This window comes from Acinetobacter sp. RG5 (assembly GCF_031844265.1).
In the GTDB taxonomy this organism is placed as follows: Bacteria; Pseudomonadota; Gammaproteobacteria; order Pseudomonadales; family Moraxellaceae; genus Acinetobacter.
In genome coordinates, this window is record NZ_JAUZUV010000007.1 from 1 (window position 1) to 14,164 (window position 14,164).

The 14,164-nt window shown below is 44.3% G+C and carries 14 protein-coding genes; 9 read left to right on the forward strand and 5 right to left on the reverse strand.

Translation table 11 applies throughout. The annotated features are described in order from the left end of the window. The 7 genes from Q9R21_RS08460 to Q9R21_RS08490 all read left to right on the forward strand — a co-directional run. Positions 1-1,952 (forward strand): carboxy terminal-processing peptidase (locus Q9R21_RS08460; protein ID WP_311204261.1); only part of this gene is annotated, 1,952 nt, incomplete at its 5' end. 435 nt (positions 1,953-2,387) lie between these two features. Continuing rightward, on the forward strand, positions 2,388-4,241 hold the full coding sequence (locus tag Q9R21_RS08465; protein ID WP_311204262.1) for an EAL domain-containing protein: 1,854 nt from the start codon (positions 2,388-2,390) through the stop codon (positions 4,239-4,241). Positions 4,242-4,383: 142 nt separating this feature from the next. After that, complete coding sequence (locus Q9R21_RS08470; protein WP_004647433.1) at positions 4,384-5,976, forward strand: peptide chain release factor 3; 1,593 nt, start codon at positions 4,384-4,386, stop codon at positions 5,974-5,976. Positions 5,977-6,087: 111 nt separating this feature from the next. Beyond that, complete coding sequence (locus tag Q9R21_RS08475) at positions 6,088-6,912, forward strand: hypothetical protein (RefSeq protein WP_005103197.1); 825 nt, start codon at positions 6,088-6,090, stop codon at positions 6,910-6,912. A gap of 44 nt (positions 6,913-6,956) precedes the next feature. After that, on the forward strand, positions 6,957-7,919 hold the full coding sequence (locus tag Q9R21_RS08480) for an RsiV family protein (RefSeq protein WP_311204263.1): 963 nt from the start codon (positions 6,957-6,959) through the stop codon (positions 7,917-7,919). After that, on the forward strand, positions 7,916-8,737 hold the full coding sequence (locus Q9R21_RS08485; RefSeq protein ID WP_311204264.1) for a TatD family hydrolase: 822 nt from the start codon (positions 7,916-7,918) through the stop codon (positions 8,735-8,737). The genes Q9R21_RS08480 and Q9R21_RS08485 overlap by 4 nt, the downstream gene beginning before the upstream one ends. 127 nt (positions 8,738-8,864) lie before the next feature. Further along, positions 8,865-9,671, forward strand: a complete 807-nt coding sequence (locus Q9R21_RS08490; protein WP_004647438.1) for an enoyl-ACP reductase — start codon at positions 8,865-8,867, stop codon at positions 9,669-9,671. Between the two features lie 175 nt (positions 9,672-9,846). Here Q9R21_RS08490 and secB read toward each other — a convergent pair whose 3' ends face one another. The 4 genes from secB to rsgA all read right to left on the reverse strand — a co-directional run bounded on the left by secB (position 9,847) and on the right by rsgA (position 12,179). Next, positions 9,847-10,305, reverse strand: coding sequence for a protein-export chaperone SecB (gene secB, locus Q9R21_RS08495; protein ID WP_004647439.1), 459 nt, complete (start codon positions 10,303-10,305; stop codon positions 9,847-9,849). A 38-nt stretch (positions 10,306-10,343) separates the two neighbouring features. Further along, on the reverse strand, positions 10,344-10,598 hold the full coding sequence (grxC, locus tag Q9R21_RS08500; protein ID WP_004278388.1) for a glutaredoxin 3: 255 nt from the start codon (positions 10,596-10,598) through the stop codon (positions 10,344-10,346). Between the two features lie 21 nt (positions 10,599-10,619). Then, the gene (locus Q9R21_RS08505; RefSeq protein WP_004647440.1) at positions 10,620-11,027 is read right to left on the reverse strand and encodes a rhodanese-like domain-containing protein; all 408 of its coding nucleotides are present in this window, start codon (positions 11,025-11,027) and stop codon (positions 10,620-10,622) included. 93 nt (positions 11,028-11,120) lie between these two features. Beyond that, complete coding sequence (rsgA, locus tag Q9R21_RS08510; protein WP_005103207.1) at positions 11,121-12,179, reverse strand: ribosome small subunit-dependent GTPase A; 1,059 nt, start codon at positions 12,177-12,179, stop codon at positions 11,121-11,123. Between the two features lie 125 nt (positions 12,180-12,304). Between rsgA and orn the strand changes: the two genes are divergently transcribed. Then, positions 12,305-12,862, forward strand: coding sequence for an oligoribonuclease (gene orn, locus Q9R21_RS08515; protein WP_044109923.1), 558 nt, complete (start codon positions 12,305-12,307; stop codon positions 12,860-12,862). A gap of 36 nt (positions 12,863-12,898) precedes the next feature. Here the strand turns inward: orn and Q9R21_RS08520 are convergent, their stop codons facing one another. Continuing rightward, positions 12,899-13,150 (reverse strand): hypothetical protein, encoded by a 252-nt coding sequence (locus tag Q9R21_RS08520; protein WP_004733081.1) that lies wholly within the window; start codon positions 13,148-13,150, stop codon positions 12,899-12,901. Between the two features lie 182 nt (positions 13,151-13,332). On the opposite strand from Q9R21_RS08520, the gene Q9R21_RS08525 reads away from it, so the two are divergent. Continuing rightward, positions 13,333-14,103, forward strand: a complete 771-nt coding sequence (locus Q9R21_RS08525; protein ID WP_114542006.1) for a ThiF family adenylyltransferase — start codon at positions 13,333-13,335, stop codon at positions 14,101-14,103. Positions 14,104-14,164 lie beyond the last annotated feature (61 nt).

Here is a 14,164-nt window from a genome sequence, read left to right on the forward strand (position 1 = left end):
TTGATAGTCTTGATCCGGAACATAGTCTGTTTTTGGCTCCAGAAGTTGAAAACTATAAGAAACGCTATGGTGCCAATTTTGGTGCCAATCTGAAAGCCGGCAATTTGTCTGGTCCTTATGAAATGCATGCGCAATATCAACAGCGATTGCACCAGTTCTACACCTACATGTTGAATGAGCTGAAAAAACCGCAGAATCTGAATCAGCCAAATGTTTATATCGAAACGGATCGTGAAAAAGCACCGTTCTTTAAAACTGAAGCTGAACAGCGCGCGCACTGGTCAAAAATGCTGGTGTCTCAGCTGATCAATCTGACCATCAGTAAAGAAGAGGAATTGGCCAAGCAGAAAGCGCTGAAAGCCAATCCGGAATTGGCCAATGGACAAGACCTCACGGGTCCTGAAGATCTGACGCCTGCGCAAACCTTAACCAAGCGTTATACCCGTCAGCTGGAACGTCTCAGCCGCATCAAGAGCGATGATGTGCTTGACAAGACACTGAACGCGATGATGCTGACTTATGATCCGCACAGTAATTACTTCCCGCCTGTCGATGCGATGGAGCTGAATCGCCAGACGACTTTACAGCTGGAAGGCGTCGGCGTATCGATTCGTCCGGAACGTGGTAATGAAGATTACACCAAGATTGAAACCATCGTTGAAGGTGGTCCGGCCAGCAAATCTGGTCAGGTGAAATCAGGTGATCGTATCATTGGTGTGGCCCAAGACGGCGAACAGATGGTCGATGTCATTGGCTGGCCAAGTAATGAAATTGTCGGTCTGATTCGTGGTAAACGTGGCACGAAAGTCACTTTACGCTTACTCGGTGCGGGTGCTGCCATGGGGCAGGCACGTAATGTGACTATTACCCGTGACGTGATTCAGGAAGAAGATGCTGGTGTACGTACACGTGTAGTCGACATTCAACGTGACGGTAAAAAATATCAATATGGTGTGATCGAAATTCCGTCGTTCTACCTGAACTATCGCGCACGCCGTGCCGGTACCGATTATCGTTCGGTGTCTGAAGATACCAACAAAGCCTTGAAAGAGCTGGCAGCGAAGAATGTTGCCGGAATTATTGTCGATTTGCGGAATAACCCGGGCGGTTCACTGGAAGAAGTGGCACGTATGTTGGGGCAGGTAATCAAGTCTGGTCCAGTGGTACAGATCCGTGATGGCAATGGCAATGTCAGCGTCTTTGAGGATGATGATGGCGGCGCACAAACCTATGCAGGTCCACTGGCAGTGATGGTGAATCTTGCCTCTGCATCGGCCAGTGAAATTTACTCTGCTGCGATTCAGGATTATGAACGCGGGATTGTGATTGGCAGTACTACCACCGGTAAAGGTACAGCACAAGTACAATTGGATAGTCTGGCACATGGTCAGGCGACATTGACGCAGCGTAAATTCTACCGTGTGACCGGTGGCAGTACCCAGAATAAAGGGGTCGTTCCGGACATTAAACTGGTCGATATTTATAACGAGGAGTTTGGTGAGCGTAAGGCCAAAAATGCCCTGCAGTGGGATACTATTCCAACGGCACCATTTAAACGCGAAGGTGCAGTACAGAAATACGTTCCTGAATTGGCTAAACTTTCTCAGCAACGGGTCACACTGGATTCTCAGTTCAAGTATTTAGAACAGCGTAAAGCCGTGATGAAGAAAGCTGAAGAAGAGAAACGTCAGGTACTGGACTTGCAACAGCGTAAAGCTGAGTTGATTGCCATGGAGCAAAAAACGCTGGACGCAGAAAACACTCGTCGTGCTGCAACAGGTCTGAAACCTTATCCAAACTGGGAAAGTTATCAGGCTTCACTGGATGCCTTGATTGAAACACGTGCCAAGATGAAGGCCAAAGAACGTCCGGCTCTGCCTGAAGAAGAAGCGTTTGTAATTGAAGCGGCAAATGTGTTACTGGACTATGCCAAATTACAGGCAAAACCCTAAGTTTTAGCCTCATTGATCGTTGATAAAAATAGCCTGTTTCGACAGGCTATTTTTTTATTTTGTAAATCTGCACAAAAATCCAAATAAAATTTTGCTATGAAGTGCCATCTGTCTAAATAAAAAGAAAAAAATTGTGATGGTGATCGAATAAATGAGCTAAAAAAATGAAGCTAAATATTTGCTTAAATTTGAAACACTTCTAATATATAAGTTGTATTTTATTTTTCTGTTGAGTTTTATTTTTGGGGCAATTCTCAACTTCAAAAGAAAGAAATATAAATTCTAAATTTTAGTTAAGACTGATGTTGTTGCAGACCAATTGGCTTGCATGGATAGTCAGTCTTGAGATTTTACTGAGTTCAAATTTGATCGGGTGAAAATGGAAATATCAGTGCAGAGAATAATAAAAATGATCACCGATGGGGAACATTTTATATGATTGATATTCAGCATGATATTGGTCTGTTCATCGGGTCCGTTCTTTCTGCATTGGTTGCTTGCTATCTCATCGCACGGATTAAAAAATTTGCTTCAGGCGCTTCACAGCCAAACTTTAAAACCTTCAATTTAATGCTAACCGCCATGCTATTGGGCCTATTCATCTGGTTGATCCATTTTATCGGGCTGACAGCAGATTTTGTGCTGAATAAATACGAGATGAATTTGGGCTTGATGCTCCTGTCTGTTCTGGTGATATGTATTGCCGCTATGTTTACCCTCTGGTTAAGTGCCAGAAGTACTTGGTCATTTTTCCGGGCAGTTCTCGTATTAGGTGTGATCGCACTCGGCATCTTTGGCATGCACTCTATTAGCATGATGTCATTCAATTTTACTGCCGCCCATATGCAACAGTTACCGGAATTAGTTCAGGCACATGATCAGCTATTTCTGGCCGTGGTACTTATGAGTGGATTGCTCCTGGTAACGCTGATTTGTATCATCGTGTCCGAACTGCGTGTGGGATTACGCAACCGTCAGCTTGCATGGGCCAATCAACAAATTGAAAATCAGACAATTCAGGACAATCTGACCAAATTGCCTAACCGTTTGTATCTGGCTGAATATGCAAGTCTGCTGTTTTCAGGTCAGTCCGAACAGCAGCATGAAATAGCCTTTTTATACATTGATCTGGACCGTTTTAAGGCGGTCAATGATGTGTTTGGTCATCTGGTCGGCGATCAGTTGCTGATTCAGTTGACCACGCGGATTCATCTGTTATTAGGTCATCATTCCAAGCTGCTCAGAATCGGTGGCGATGAATTTCTGCTGGTACTGGAAAATACCTCAGTCGCCAAAGCTGCAAAAATGTCAGAACAGATTCTTGAGCTGATTCAGGAAAGTTTCTTGATTGAAGGCAAGAGTATTCATATCTCGGGCAGTATTGGCATTGCTATGTATCCGGAGCACGGCAAGAATTTACAGGATCTGCTGGTCAATGCCGATGCCGCCATGCTGAGTTCCAAGTATCAGGGACGCAATACCTATTCAGTCTTTAATTATTCTACCGACCAGGATGAAAGCAAAAGCCAAAGCACCCTGATTAATGACCTATATAAAGCCGTGGAAGAGCAGCAGTTTGTGCTGTTTTATCAGCCCAAGTTTCGAACCAAAGATCGTAGCTTGTGTGGGGTAGAGGTATTAACTCGTTGGAACCATCCCCAGTTGGGGCTGCTCGGCCCGAATTTGTTTATCAATGCAGCTGAAAAAACCGGACTGATTATTCAAATGGGCTATTGGGCATTGGAACTGGCCTGTCAGCAAATTCAAAAATGGCAAGATACACATACCGAATTTTTCCCTGTTGCGGTTAATTTGTCTGCGGTACAATTTGAGCATAAGCATCTATTTAGTACTTTAGAGAAATTATTTGCACAATATAAAATCAGTCCTCAGCATTTAATGATCGAGATTACTGAATCGACTGCCATGCATCATATTGATGTGAGTATGCGCAGCTTTAAGCGTTTAAGACAAATGGGCATCCGTCTAGCCATTGATGATTTTGGTACAGGGCATTCAAGCTTTCTCTATTTAAAGAATTTCGCCGTAGATGAATTAAAAATTGACCGTGAATTTATCAAAAATCTGGCAGTCGGCTCCAAAGAAGAAATGATTCTGGAAAGCATTATTCAGCTGGCCATGAAACTGGGCTTGGTGGTAACCGCCGAAGGTGTTGAAACAGAAGCGCAAGCGGAAATTTTAACCCGGCTCGGTTGTGAACAGTTACAAGGCTTTTTACTGGGCTTGCCGGTAGATGAACAACGACTAGAAAGTTTACAATTTCATTAATAACGCTCTAATTGATTGAGCGTCAGGATAGACGACATGGCTCACGGAACACCACACTGAAACTCTGCTACAATATCGCCAATTTTTTCATATTGATCGAATTTGATCTCGAATGCTGTGCATTGAGCAGTAGGTATATTTCATGAGCTTTAAGCAAGAACTGGCGGCACAAGTCGCCCAGCGACGTACGTTCGCTATTATTTCCCACCCCGATGCCGGTAAAACCACCATGACAGAAAAATTGCTGTTATGGGGTCAGGCCATTCAGGTGGCCGGGATGGTAAAAAGCCGTAAATCTGACCGGGCCGCAACATCGGACTGGATGGAAATGGAAAAAGAGCGTGGTATTTCGATTACCACCTCAGTGATGCAATTTCCTTTTAAAGACAAGATGATTAATCTTCTGGACACTCCGGGACATGAAGACTTCTCGGAAGATACCTACCGTACCTTAACTGCGGTAGACTCTGCGCTGATGGTGATTGATGGTGCAAAAGGTGTCGAAGACCGTACCATTAAACTGATGGAAGTGTGTCGGATGCGCGATACACCGATCATTTCATTCGTCAACAAAATGGACCGTGAAATCCGTGAGCCACTCGAGCTTCTGGATGAAATCGAAAACGTTCTGAAAATTAAATGTGTCCCGATCACTTGGCCACTCGGTACAGGCCGTGATTTTGCCGGTGTATTTAATTTAATCGAAGAAAAATTCTACGTGTATAAAGCCGGTTTCGGTTCAGTGATTACTGAGATCGAAGTGCGTGATGGTTATGACTATCCTGATCTTCGTGAGAAAGTCGGTGAGCTGGCTTGGGCGGCATTTGAAGAATCGCTGGAACTGGTACAAATGGCCAATGAGCCTTTAGACCGTGAAGAATTCCTGGCCGGTCGTCAAACGCCTGTTCTATTCGGTACAGCCTTGGGTAACTTTGGTGTCGACCATGTTCTGGATGCCTTCAGTCAATATGCGCCATCTCCTAAAGCCCATCCGACTCAAGATCGTGTTGTAGAAGCAGATGAAGAAGGCTTCACCGGTTTTGTCTTTAAAATTCAGGCCAATATGGATCCGAAACACCGTGACCGTATTGCCTTCATGCGAATCTGTTCAGGAAAGTATGAAAAAGGCTTGAAGATGAAGCATGTACGTCTGGATAAAGATGTGCGTATCAGCGATGCCTTAACTTTCTTGGCTGGCGATCGTCAGCATCTTGAAGAAGCCTGGCCGGGTGATATTATTGGTCTACATAACCATGGCACCATCCAGATCGGTGATACATTTACCTCGGGTGAGAAACTTCAGTTCACCGGTATTCCTCACTTTGCGCCTGAAATGTTCCGTCGTGTCCGCTTGAAAGATCCACTAAAATCCAAGCAATTGCAAAAAGGTCTGAAAGAGCTGTCTGAAGAAGGGGCGACTCAGGTATTCATGCCGCAGAATAACAACGACCTGATCGTGGGTGCGGTGGGTGTGCTACAGTTTGAAGTGGTGGCTTACCGTCTGAAAGAAGAATACAAAGTTGATTGTGTTTACGAACCGGTCAGCATCAACACAGTACGTTGGGTGTCTTGCGATGACGAGAAGAAATTCAACGAATTCAAGAAAAAAGCTCATGACCAGTTGTCTGTCGATGGTGGTGGTCATTTGACATATCTTGCACCAAGCCGCGTGAATTTGCAGCTGATGCAAGAACGTTATCCGGACATCGTGTTCCACAATACGCGTGAACACTAAACTTTAACGTTCCGCAGCTAAAGTTTAAAAATATCAAACAGCTTCTCCGGAAGCTGTTTTATTTTATGCTACATTTAAGCAATTAATAACTCGATAGATATAGCAAAGAGAATGAAGCTCAGCAAGGAAGTCGTCCTCGGTTCTGTGATTGGTTTAAGTCTTGTCCTGAGTGGCTGTGATCAAAGCGAAAAAGAGCCTGTTAATACTCCGGAAAATGAGAAAATCACCGCAGCTCAGCAGACCGCAGATGTTTTGCCTTATCTGAATATTCAAGAGCAGCCGGCCAAGATTGCCTTGCCATTTTGTGAAAATAAAAACTGTATCAATCTGGATATTCAGACCTTGCATACGGTTGATCCATGGATGAACCAATGGATTGAAAAGCAGCAGGCCAAAGTGATCCAGGATCAAATCGGCTTGAAACAGGACATGAATTTACAGCAGGCGATCAATGCCTATGTAAAAAAATCGGATGCCTGGCAGGCGCAGCTCAATTTGAACAAGGCTTATGAACTGTCGCTATATACCCGTATTCCTTACCAGCGCAATCAATATGTATTGATGCAGATCGGGGTCGATACCAAACAGGAAAATGTCAGCGTGCATGAGCGCTATTATTTTTTTGTGGCTGATCGCCACCAGCAGAAAATGCTGACCCCACTGGATATTATCGATCCTAAGCAACAGTTATTAATGGATCAGATTATTCAGCAAGCCTATGAGACATGGCTCAAAGAAAATGATCAGCAAGTGCAGCAGAAAGCGCCGAAAAAACTGTATTGGGGACAAGCTGACTGGTTTTTTGATCAGGAAGGTATTGGTCTGCATTTTCGCAGCCATGAAATTAGCAAAGACGCCAAACAACTGGATATTTATTTAACAAAACAACAAACACAACAGGTCTTGAAAGCTGATATCTATCAGCATATGTTTTAAAGCTCATGATCCTGCAAGATTACAGGTTCCAAAAAGGTGAATGAATGCCAAAATACAAGAATATCTTTTGTCTATCCATACTGGCGTCAGCGATCTTGCTGAGTGCCTGTCAGCCAAAGAGTAATGAGCCGGAAGAATCAAGTACTTCCGAAGTGGTACAAGCCGAAGCTGAAGCACTTAAACTCAACGGCGATACCGAAAAGCTCAAGCTGGCGATTCCAGAATGTGAAGACAAAAGCTGTCCGGAAATCTCGATCGAACGTCTGAACAGTAATCAGAGCTTTATTGATGAATGGATCGACCAGCAGATTCTGCAACAGTTGAAAAATATCCTGTCTCTTGATGCGATTGAACCGGCAAAAGTGAGCGCTGCCAGCGAAGCAGACGTTGCCGCCTCTGAACCCAAAGCTGCTTTAGCAACAGTGGTGACACCAAAACAGCAGCTTGAGCAGCAAACTCAACCTTATATGCAGACTTTCTTGAATCTGGATAAAGAGCTCAAGGCCCTGAGTGCCAGTCATAGTATTAGCCTGATGATTAAGCCCAAGATTCTGCATTCGGGTGATCCTCTAGCGACAGTAGTTTTGAACAGCAGTTATTATCTGGGAGGCGCACACGGGGCATCTGCACAGACTTATTATAATTTTGATCTGGAACAGAAAAAGCTGATCAAGCTGGATGACATTATTGCGGTCAAACAGAAAGCCCAACTGGAAGCGCGTGCTTATGATGCGTTTAAAACCTGGGTGGTAGAGTCCAAGCTGGCCAAAGATGTCGCCGAATATGAACAGGCCTGGAAGTTCAAGCTTACCGATAACTTCTATCTGGGCAAAGACGGCTTGATATTGCAATATGCCGAATATGAAATTGGGCCATATGTTGTTGGCTTGCCACGTCTGATGATTCCTTATGAGCAGTTACAAGGTGTGCTGAAACCCGAATATCTGCCTCAAACTGAAAAAGCTGCCTCCGAGGCACAGCCAGCATCTGCTGCAAAAGCCAAATGACCTTAAAACTGTTTGATACGCATACCCATTTTGATGTTCCCGATTTTGATCCTGATCGGGAACAGTTGGCCTATACGGCCAAAGCGGTAGGTGTCGATCATCTGGTTTTAATTGGTTTTTTGCAAAACCGTTTTCAAGATTTGTTAAGGACCCATCACTTCATCAATGATCTGGAAAATGCCGCGCAAAGCCATTTGGCACCCGGCTTGCATCCGTTTTATATTGAACAGCATCAGGCTGAACATCTATACGATTTGGAACGGCTGCTCAAAACTGAACCATGCATTGCCATTGGCGAAATCGGTCTGGATACCTTTTTAAAACAGCACAAACAGGCGGAAATTTTTCAGAAGCAAAAAGATTTTTTTGCTGCACAGCTTGAACTGGCACAGCAATTTGATAAGCCGGTTTTGCTGCATATCCGCAAATCGCATGCGGAGGTTTTGCAGATTTTAAAACAGCAGCAGTTTAAACAGGGCGGCATTGCGCATGCCTTTGGTGGTGGGATTGAGGAAGCCAAGGCTTTTATCAAGCTGGGATTCAAACTGGGCATCACCGGGCAAATCACCAATCTAAATGCCAAAAAATTGCATCAAGTGGTGCAGTATGTCGGACCAGAACATTTGGTATTGGAAACTGACTGTCCGGATATGACGCCACTCTGTTGTCAAAGCTCGACCGAGCAACGTACCCGAAATACACCTGCAAATTTACCTTATGTGCTGCAAGGACTGGCAAAGAGCCTGCATATGCACAAAGAGGAACTGGCTGAACAGCTCTGGCAAAATACTCATCAGGCCCTGCATCTGACCATTTAAGTTAATACTCTTAACTCAGTCTTAAATTCCCAGTTCATCATAAATCGAAAAAAAGGTGCATTATGCAATTTCTAAAATGCTTCAGACTTGGCATCATGCCATATACATTCTTTTAGGTGAGATTCACATGGCACAAGGACTTTTGGCGGGTAAGCGCTTCTTGATCGCGGGCATTGCGAGTAAATTATCGATTGCTTTTGGTATTGCTCAAGCATTGCATCGTGAAGGTGCTGAATTGGCTTTTACTTATCCAAATGAAAAGCTGAAAAAGCGGGTAGATGACTTTGCTGAACAGTTTGGTTCGAAACTGGTTTTTCCTTGTGATGTGGCAGTCGATGCTGAAATTGACCATGCATTTGCCGAACTGGCTAAACACTGGGATGGTCTGGACGGCGTAGTGCATTCTATCGGTTTTGCACCGGCACATACGCTAGATGGTGACTTCACCGAGATCACGGATCGTGAAGGCTTTAATATTGCACATGACATCAGTGCTTATAGCTTTATTGCAATGGCACGTGCGGCAAAACCTTTGCTGCAAGTCCGTCAAGGCTGTTTGCTGACATTGACCTATCAAGGTTCTGAGCGTGTAATGCCAAACTATAACGTGATGGGTATGGCCAAAGCCTCTTTAGAAGCAGGCGTACGTTATTTGGCGTCTAGCTTGGGTCAGGAAGGTATTCGTGTGAACGCGATCTCTGCGGGTCCAATCCGTACCTTGGCAGCTTCAGGTATTAAATCATTCCGTAAAATGCTTGACCTGAATGAGAAAGTTGCACCACTGAAACGTAATGTGACGATTGAAGATGTCGGTAATGCCGCATTATTCCTGTGCTCGCCATGGGCTAACGGAATTACCGGTGAAATCCTGTATGTCGATGCCGGTTTCAATACGGTAGGTATGAGCGCTGATTTGATGGCGGATGCGGAATAAGTCCTATAAATCCTCTCTCCCTCAGGGAGAGAGTTAGAGAGAGGGGAATGACTTCTTTCTCTGAGTGAGGAAATGATTAAAATCCCCCTCATTCCCCCTTTGATAAAGGGGGAGGCCACTCAAGGCAATAAAAAAGACCGCATAAGCGGTCTTTTTTAGATTTGAAGAACAGCGATTAAGCTTGACCATCCACAGCAGCAGCTTGCGCACGTTGCATATTGGCTTCAAATTCAGCATCAAAGTTGATTGGAGTCAATAGCAATTGTGGGAAGCTGCCTTTAGTCACCATATCATTCACTGCTTCACGTAGGAAAGGGAACAGGATGTTCGGGCAGTATGCACCTAGGATGTATGGAAGACGCTCTTCTTCAACGCCATCTACCAGGAAAATACCGGCTTGAGTCACATCAACGATAAACGCGGTATCACCTTCGTTGGTCGCTTGAACCACGACTTTCAAAGCTACTTCAAAATGAGTTTCATCAATTTTTTCTGCAGAAGAAGAAAGATTGATGTTTAACTCAGGTTGCCATTGCTTGGTAAAAACTTGCGCCCCAGGAACTTCAAAAGAAATATCTTTGGTATAAATACGCTCTAATGCCAATTGTGGTTGAGCTTGTTGTTCTTCACTCATTTTTTGATCCTTAATATGAAGTGATAATTTTAGTAAGGTTAAGCCAGCAATTCATCAAGTTTGCCTTCACGCTCTAAAGCATAAAGTTGGTCAAAACCACCGATGAACTGATCATTAATAAAAATTTGTGGCACGGTACGGTGATTGGTACGCTGCATCAATTCAAGACGTACTTCAGGCGCTTCTTGAGACAAGTTAATCTCTTTATATGCCACACCCTTACGTTCCAGTAGCTGTTTTGCACGCACGCAATAAGGACACACTGTCGTCGAGTAAATAGTAACTTCAGCCATGATCAATCTCCTGTTCGTGGATTATTTGCTTTTCACCAAAGGTAAACCTTGAGCTTTCCAGTTGCTGACGCCGCCATCAAGACGGTAGGCATCGGCATGACCAACCTGCTGTAATGCAGTACCAGCCACCTGTCCAAGGTTACAAATGAACACCAAAGGGCGATCAGATGCTTTCAGCTCTTCAACATGTTTTGTAATCTGGCTATATGGAATATTACGGCTGCCGCTGATATGACCTTCACGGAAGTCTTTGGCATCACGTAGATCAACCAGCATGGCATTTTTTGCTTTGACTAAAATTCCCAGCGATTGCGGAGAAATTTTGCGACCGTTACGTTGACCTTCGATAATGAAGAACAAAACCACTAATACCGCGAGTGTTCCAAATAAGAAGGGGTGATTCCCCATAAACTCGAACCAACGTTCCACAATTCACCTAATTACAATTTTAAAATTGCCAAGAGTATAGCTCATAAATATGGTGATCAAAATCACCGCTTCAAGGGCCAAGGGTTAAGAAAATTAATTTTTTTGCTGTGCTTCAGTGATTTCGTCGATTAAACGTAAATAGCTGTCCAGTCGGCGCGGTAAAATTTCACCTGCGGCCGCAGCCTGACGCAAAGCACATTGTTTTTCATGCTTATGGGTACAGTTACGGAACTGACAATGGCCGAGCAGGTTTTCAATTTCAGGAAAGCCGCTTTGTACCTTATCTAAAGTCAGGTGCCACAGGCCAAATTCACGAATTCCCGGAGAATCAATCAGGGCCGCACCTTCACCAAAACCGATCAAGCGCGTTGACGTCGTGGTGTGCTGACCGAGTGCCGAGTTTTCCGAAATAATATTGGTTTTCTGTGCGGCATCCGGCACGATGGCATTAATCAGCGTGCTTTTACCCACACCCGATTGACCGACGAAAGCCACCGTTTCATTTTCCAGACGATTAGACAGTGCAGTCAGGTCGCCATCGGATTGGGTCTGCATCACTTCATAACCGAGATCTTGATATTCTTGCAGCAGAGTCAGAATCGGATCGTTTTCTTTTAACAAATCGGCTTTATTCATCACCAGCAATGCAGGAATATCGGCATCGGCACAGGCCACCAGATAACGGTCGATCAGGCCCGGCGCTGGCTCAGGCAATGGTGCAAACACGATCACAATCAGTGAAATGTTGGCCGCTACCGGTTTAACCTTGTGATAGCGGTCGGGGCGTGTCAATAAGGATTTTCGGGGATGAATCGCGGTGATAATTCCTAAACCGGTATTCGGATCGGCTTGCCATTTGACCCGGTCACCCGTGACCAATAAATCCAGATTGGTTCGAGTATGACAGCGCCAGACGCTGTCCAGTTCAATCTCTTTCCAGAAAGGTTCAGGCTCACCATCGGCGACCACAGGTTTTTCAGGGTGAATGTCAGGGCGAGACAAAGCTTGCACTTCAAGTTGGCGGCCATAATGTTGCACCACTAAACCTTCAAGATCACTGGAGGTATCGAGATCTTCTTGACGTGTTTTCTGTTGTTTCTGAATGCGGCGCTGTTGTTGCTCTGTCAGACGACGCTTACGTATTAAGGCCATTCATATCCTAAAAAAACCGGGTAAATCAGATGGCAAAAATAGCATGAAGCAGCCCCCGAATGACACCCAAGATGTAATTAATTTGCTACTATAGTTGTTTTTAAACCCAATAAGATTGCACATTTATGAGCAGCACCGCTGATACCCGCCTGATTTGGATTGACCTTGAAATGACAGGTCTAGACACAGACAATGATCAAATTATTGAAATTGCAACAATTGTAACCGATGACAATTTGAATATTTTGGCTGAAGGTCCTGTGCTTGCGGTACATCAGCCTGCACGTCTGTTAAATGCCATGGATGAGTGGAACACTCGCCAGCATGGTCAGTCCGGTCTGATTGAGCGTGTGCGTCGCAGTAAACTGACCGCTCAGGATGCCGAGCAGCAAACCCTTGAATTCCTGAAAAAATGGGTCAATCCAAAATCTTCACCGATGTGTGGTAACTCGATCTGTCAGGATCGTCGCTTCCTGCACCGTTTGATGCCTGAACTGGAACAGTATTTCCATTACCGTAATCTGGATGTCTCTTCAGTGAAAGAACTAGCCAAACGCTGGCGCCCGGAAATCATGAGCGGTCTCAAGAAAAATGCCTCGCATCTGGCGATGGATGATATTCGCGATTCGATTGCAGAACTGAAATATTATCGTCAATATTTCTTTATCATGAATAAAGACTAAATTCCGATGAATTGAAAAGAGGCGCAAGCCTCTTTTTTATTTTACTGAACTGGATTTTTTTCTAGCGTAAAACTGCTCCATGCTTTCAAAGCCTACCCACAAGAGCAATAACATGATCAGATGATTCTGTGTTTCATAACGATCGAAAATAACCAAGCCAAATAATCCTAAAGTCATTAAACGAATGAGAATACTGAGATAATAATTTTTGTTTTTTTGGCTGATCAGAACATAAAAATAAAGCCCGATACAAAGTATGTTCAAACCCAAAAGGGTGTTAAATAGCATGACATTTCACTCCTTTTGGCCAAATGACATAGAATTAATTTGTTGATATTTTAATCAATCTCGAGTGAGTTGTCGCTCTCATCCGGTCTGAATGTCATTTAAATCGATCAAAAATTTAGTGGCGGTAAAGAAAAGCGGATTTTGTTAAAATGATCCGGTATTTTTATTGCTATAGATGACCTATGACCGACCTGCTTCAAGATGATGAATATGACCGCCGTTTTGCTGGTGTTGCCAAAATTTATGGAGAAGACAGCTTTAACCATTATGAAAAAAGTCATGTGATGGTGATTGGTATCGGGGGCGTAGGTTCATGGGCGGTAGAAGCACTGGCACGTAGTGGTGTGGGCGAGCTGACCTTGGTCGATATGGATGTGGTGGCCGCGTCTAATATTAACCGTCAGTTACCTGCCATGAGTACCACCTTGGGTCATGAAAAAATTGAAGTCATGGCCGAGCGTTGCCGCGCAATTAATCCACGCATTAAAATTAATCTGATTGATGATTACCTGACGCCTGAAAATATCAAAGAAACTTTAGCAGGTGATCCAGATTTAATCCTCGACTGTATTGACGATGTCAAAGCCAAATTTGCTCTGATGCTACATTGTCGCTTTAACAAGATTCCTTTAATTGTATCGGGCGGGGCAGGGGGTAAACTGGACCCGCTGAAAATTCGGGTCGCCGATTTATCTAAAACCGAACAGGATCCGATGCTGGCCAAATTACGTGCCCAGTTACGCAGCAAAGGCATCTGCAAAAAGCCCAAAGAAAAATTCGGCATTACTTGTGTCTATTCCATCGATAATCCATTCTCCAGTGCCGATGTCTGCGCCAGTGCCGGCTTGCGCTGTGGTGGTTATGGCTCTGCCGTGGTGGTAACTTCAAGCTTTGCCATGGTCGCTGTAGCAGAAGGCTTGAAAAAACTCGATAATAAAAGAGCAAAAGCCTGATTTAAAAAATAAAAAGCACAATCTATGTGCTTTTTTTAAACTGGCGTTTAGAATGAAAGGA

What these genes read in the sequence shown, in the direction of transcription:
- Q9R21_RS08465 (WP_311204262.1), top strand. Translation starts at nt 2,388, where the DNA reads ATGATTGATATTCAGCATGATATTGGTCTGTTCATCGGGTCCGTTCTT.
- Q9R21_RS08470 (WP_004647433.1), top strand. Translation starts at nt 4,384, where the DNA reads ATGAGCTTTAAGCAAGAACTGGCGGCACAAGTCGCCCAGCGACGTACG.
- Q9R21_RS08475 (WP_005103197.1), top strand. Translation starts at nt 6,088, where the DNA reads ATGAAGCTCAGCAAGGAAGTCGTCCTCGGTTCTGTGATTGGTTTAAGT.
- Q9R21_RS08480 (WP_311204263.1), top strand. Translation starts at nt 6,957, where the DNA reads ATGCCAAAATACAAGAATATCTTTTGTCTATCCATACTGGCGTCAGCG.
- Q9R21_RS08485 (WP_311204264.1), top strand. Translation starts at nt 7,916, where the DNA reads ATGACCTTAAAACTGTTTGATACGCATACCCATTTTGATGTTCCCGAT.
- Q9R21_RS08490 (WP_004647438.1), top strand. Translation starts at nt 8,865, where the DNA reads ATGGCACAAGGACTTTTGGCGGGTAAGCGCTTCTTGATCGCGGGCATT.
- secB (WP_004647439.1), bottom strand. Translation starts at nt 10,305, where the DNA reads ATGAGTGAAGAACAACAAGCTCAACCACAATTGGCATTAGAGCGTATT.
- grxC (WP_004278388.1), bottom strand. Translation starts at nt 10,598, where the DNA reads ATGGCTGAAGTTACTATTTACTCGACGACAGTGTGTCCTTATTGCGTG.
- rsgA (WP_005103207.1), bottom strand. Translation starts at nt 12,179, where the DNA reads ATGGCCTTAATACGTAAGCGTCGTCTGACAGAGCAACAACAGCGCCGC.
- orn (WP_044109923.1), top strand. Translation starts at nt 12,305, where the DNA reads ATGAGCAGCACCGCTGATACCCGCCTGATTTGGATTGACCTTGAAATG.
- Q9R21_RS08520 (WP_004733081.1), bottom strand. Translation starts at nt 13,150, where the DNA reads ATGCTATTTAACACCCTTTTGGGTTTGAACATACTTTGTATCGGGCTT.
- Q9R21_RS08525 (WP_114542006.1), top strand. Translation starts at nt 13,333, where the DNA reads ATGACCGACCTGCTTCAAGATGATGAATATGACCGCCGTTTTGCTGGT.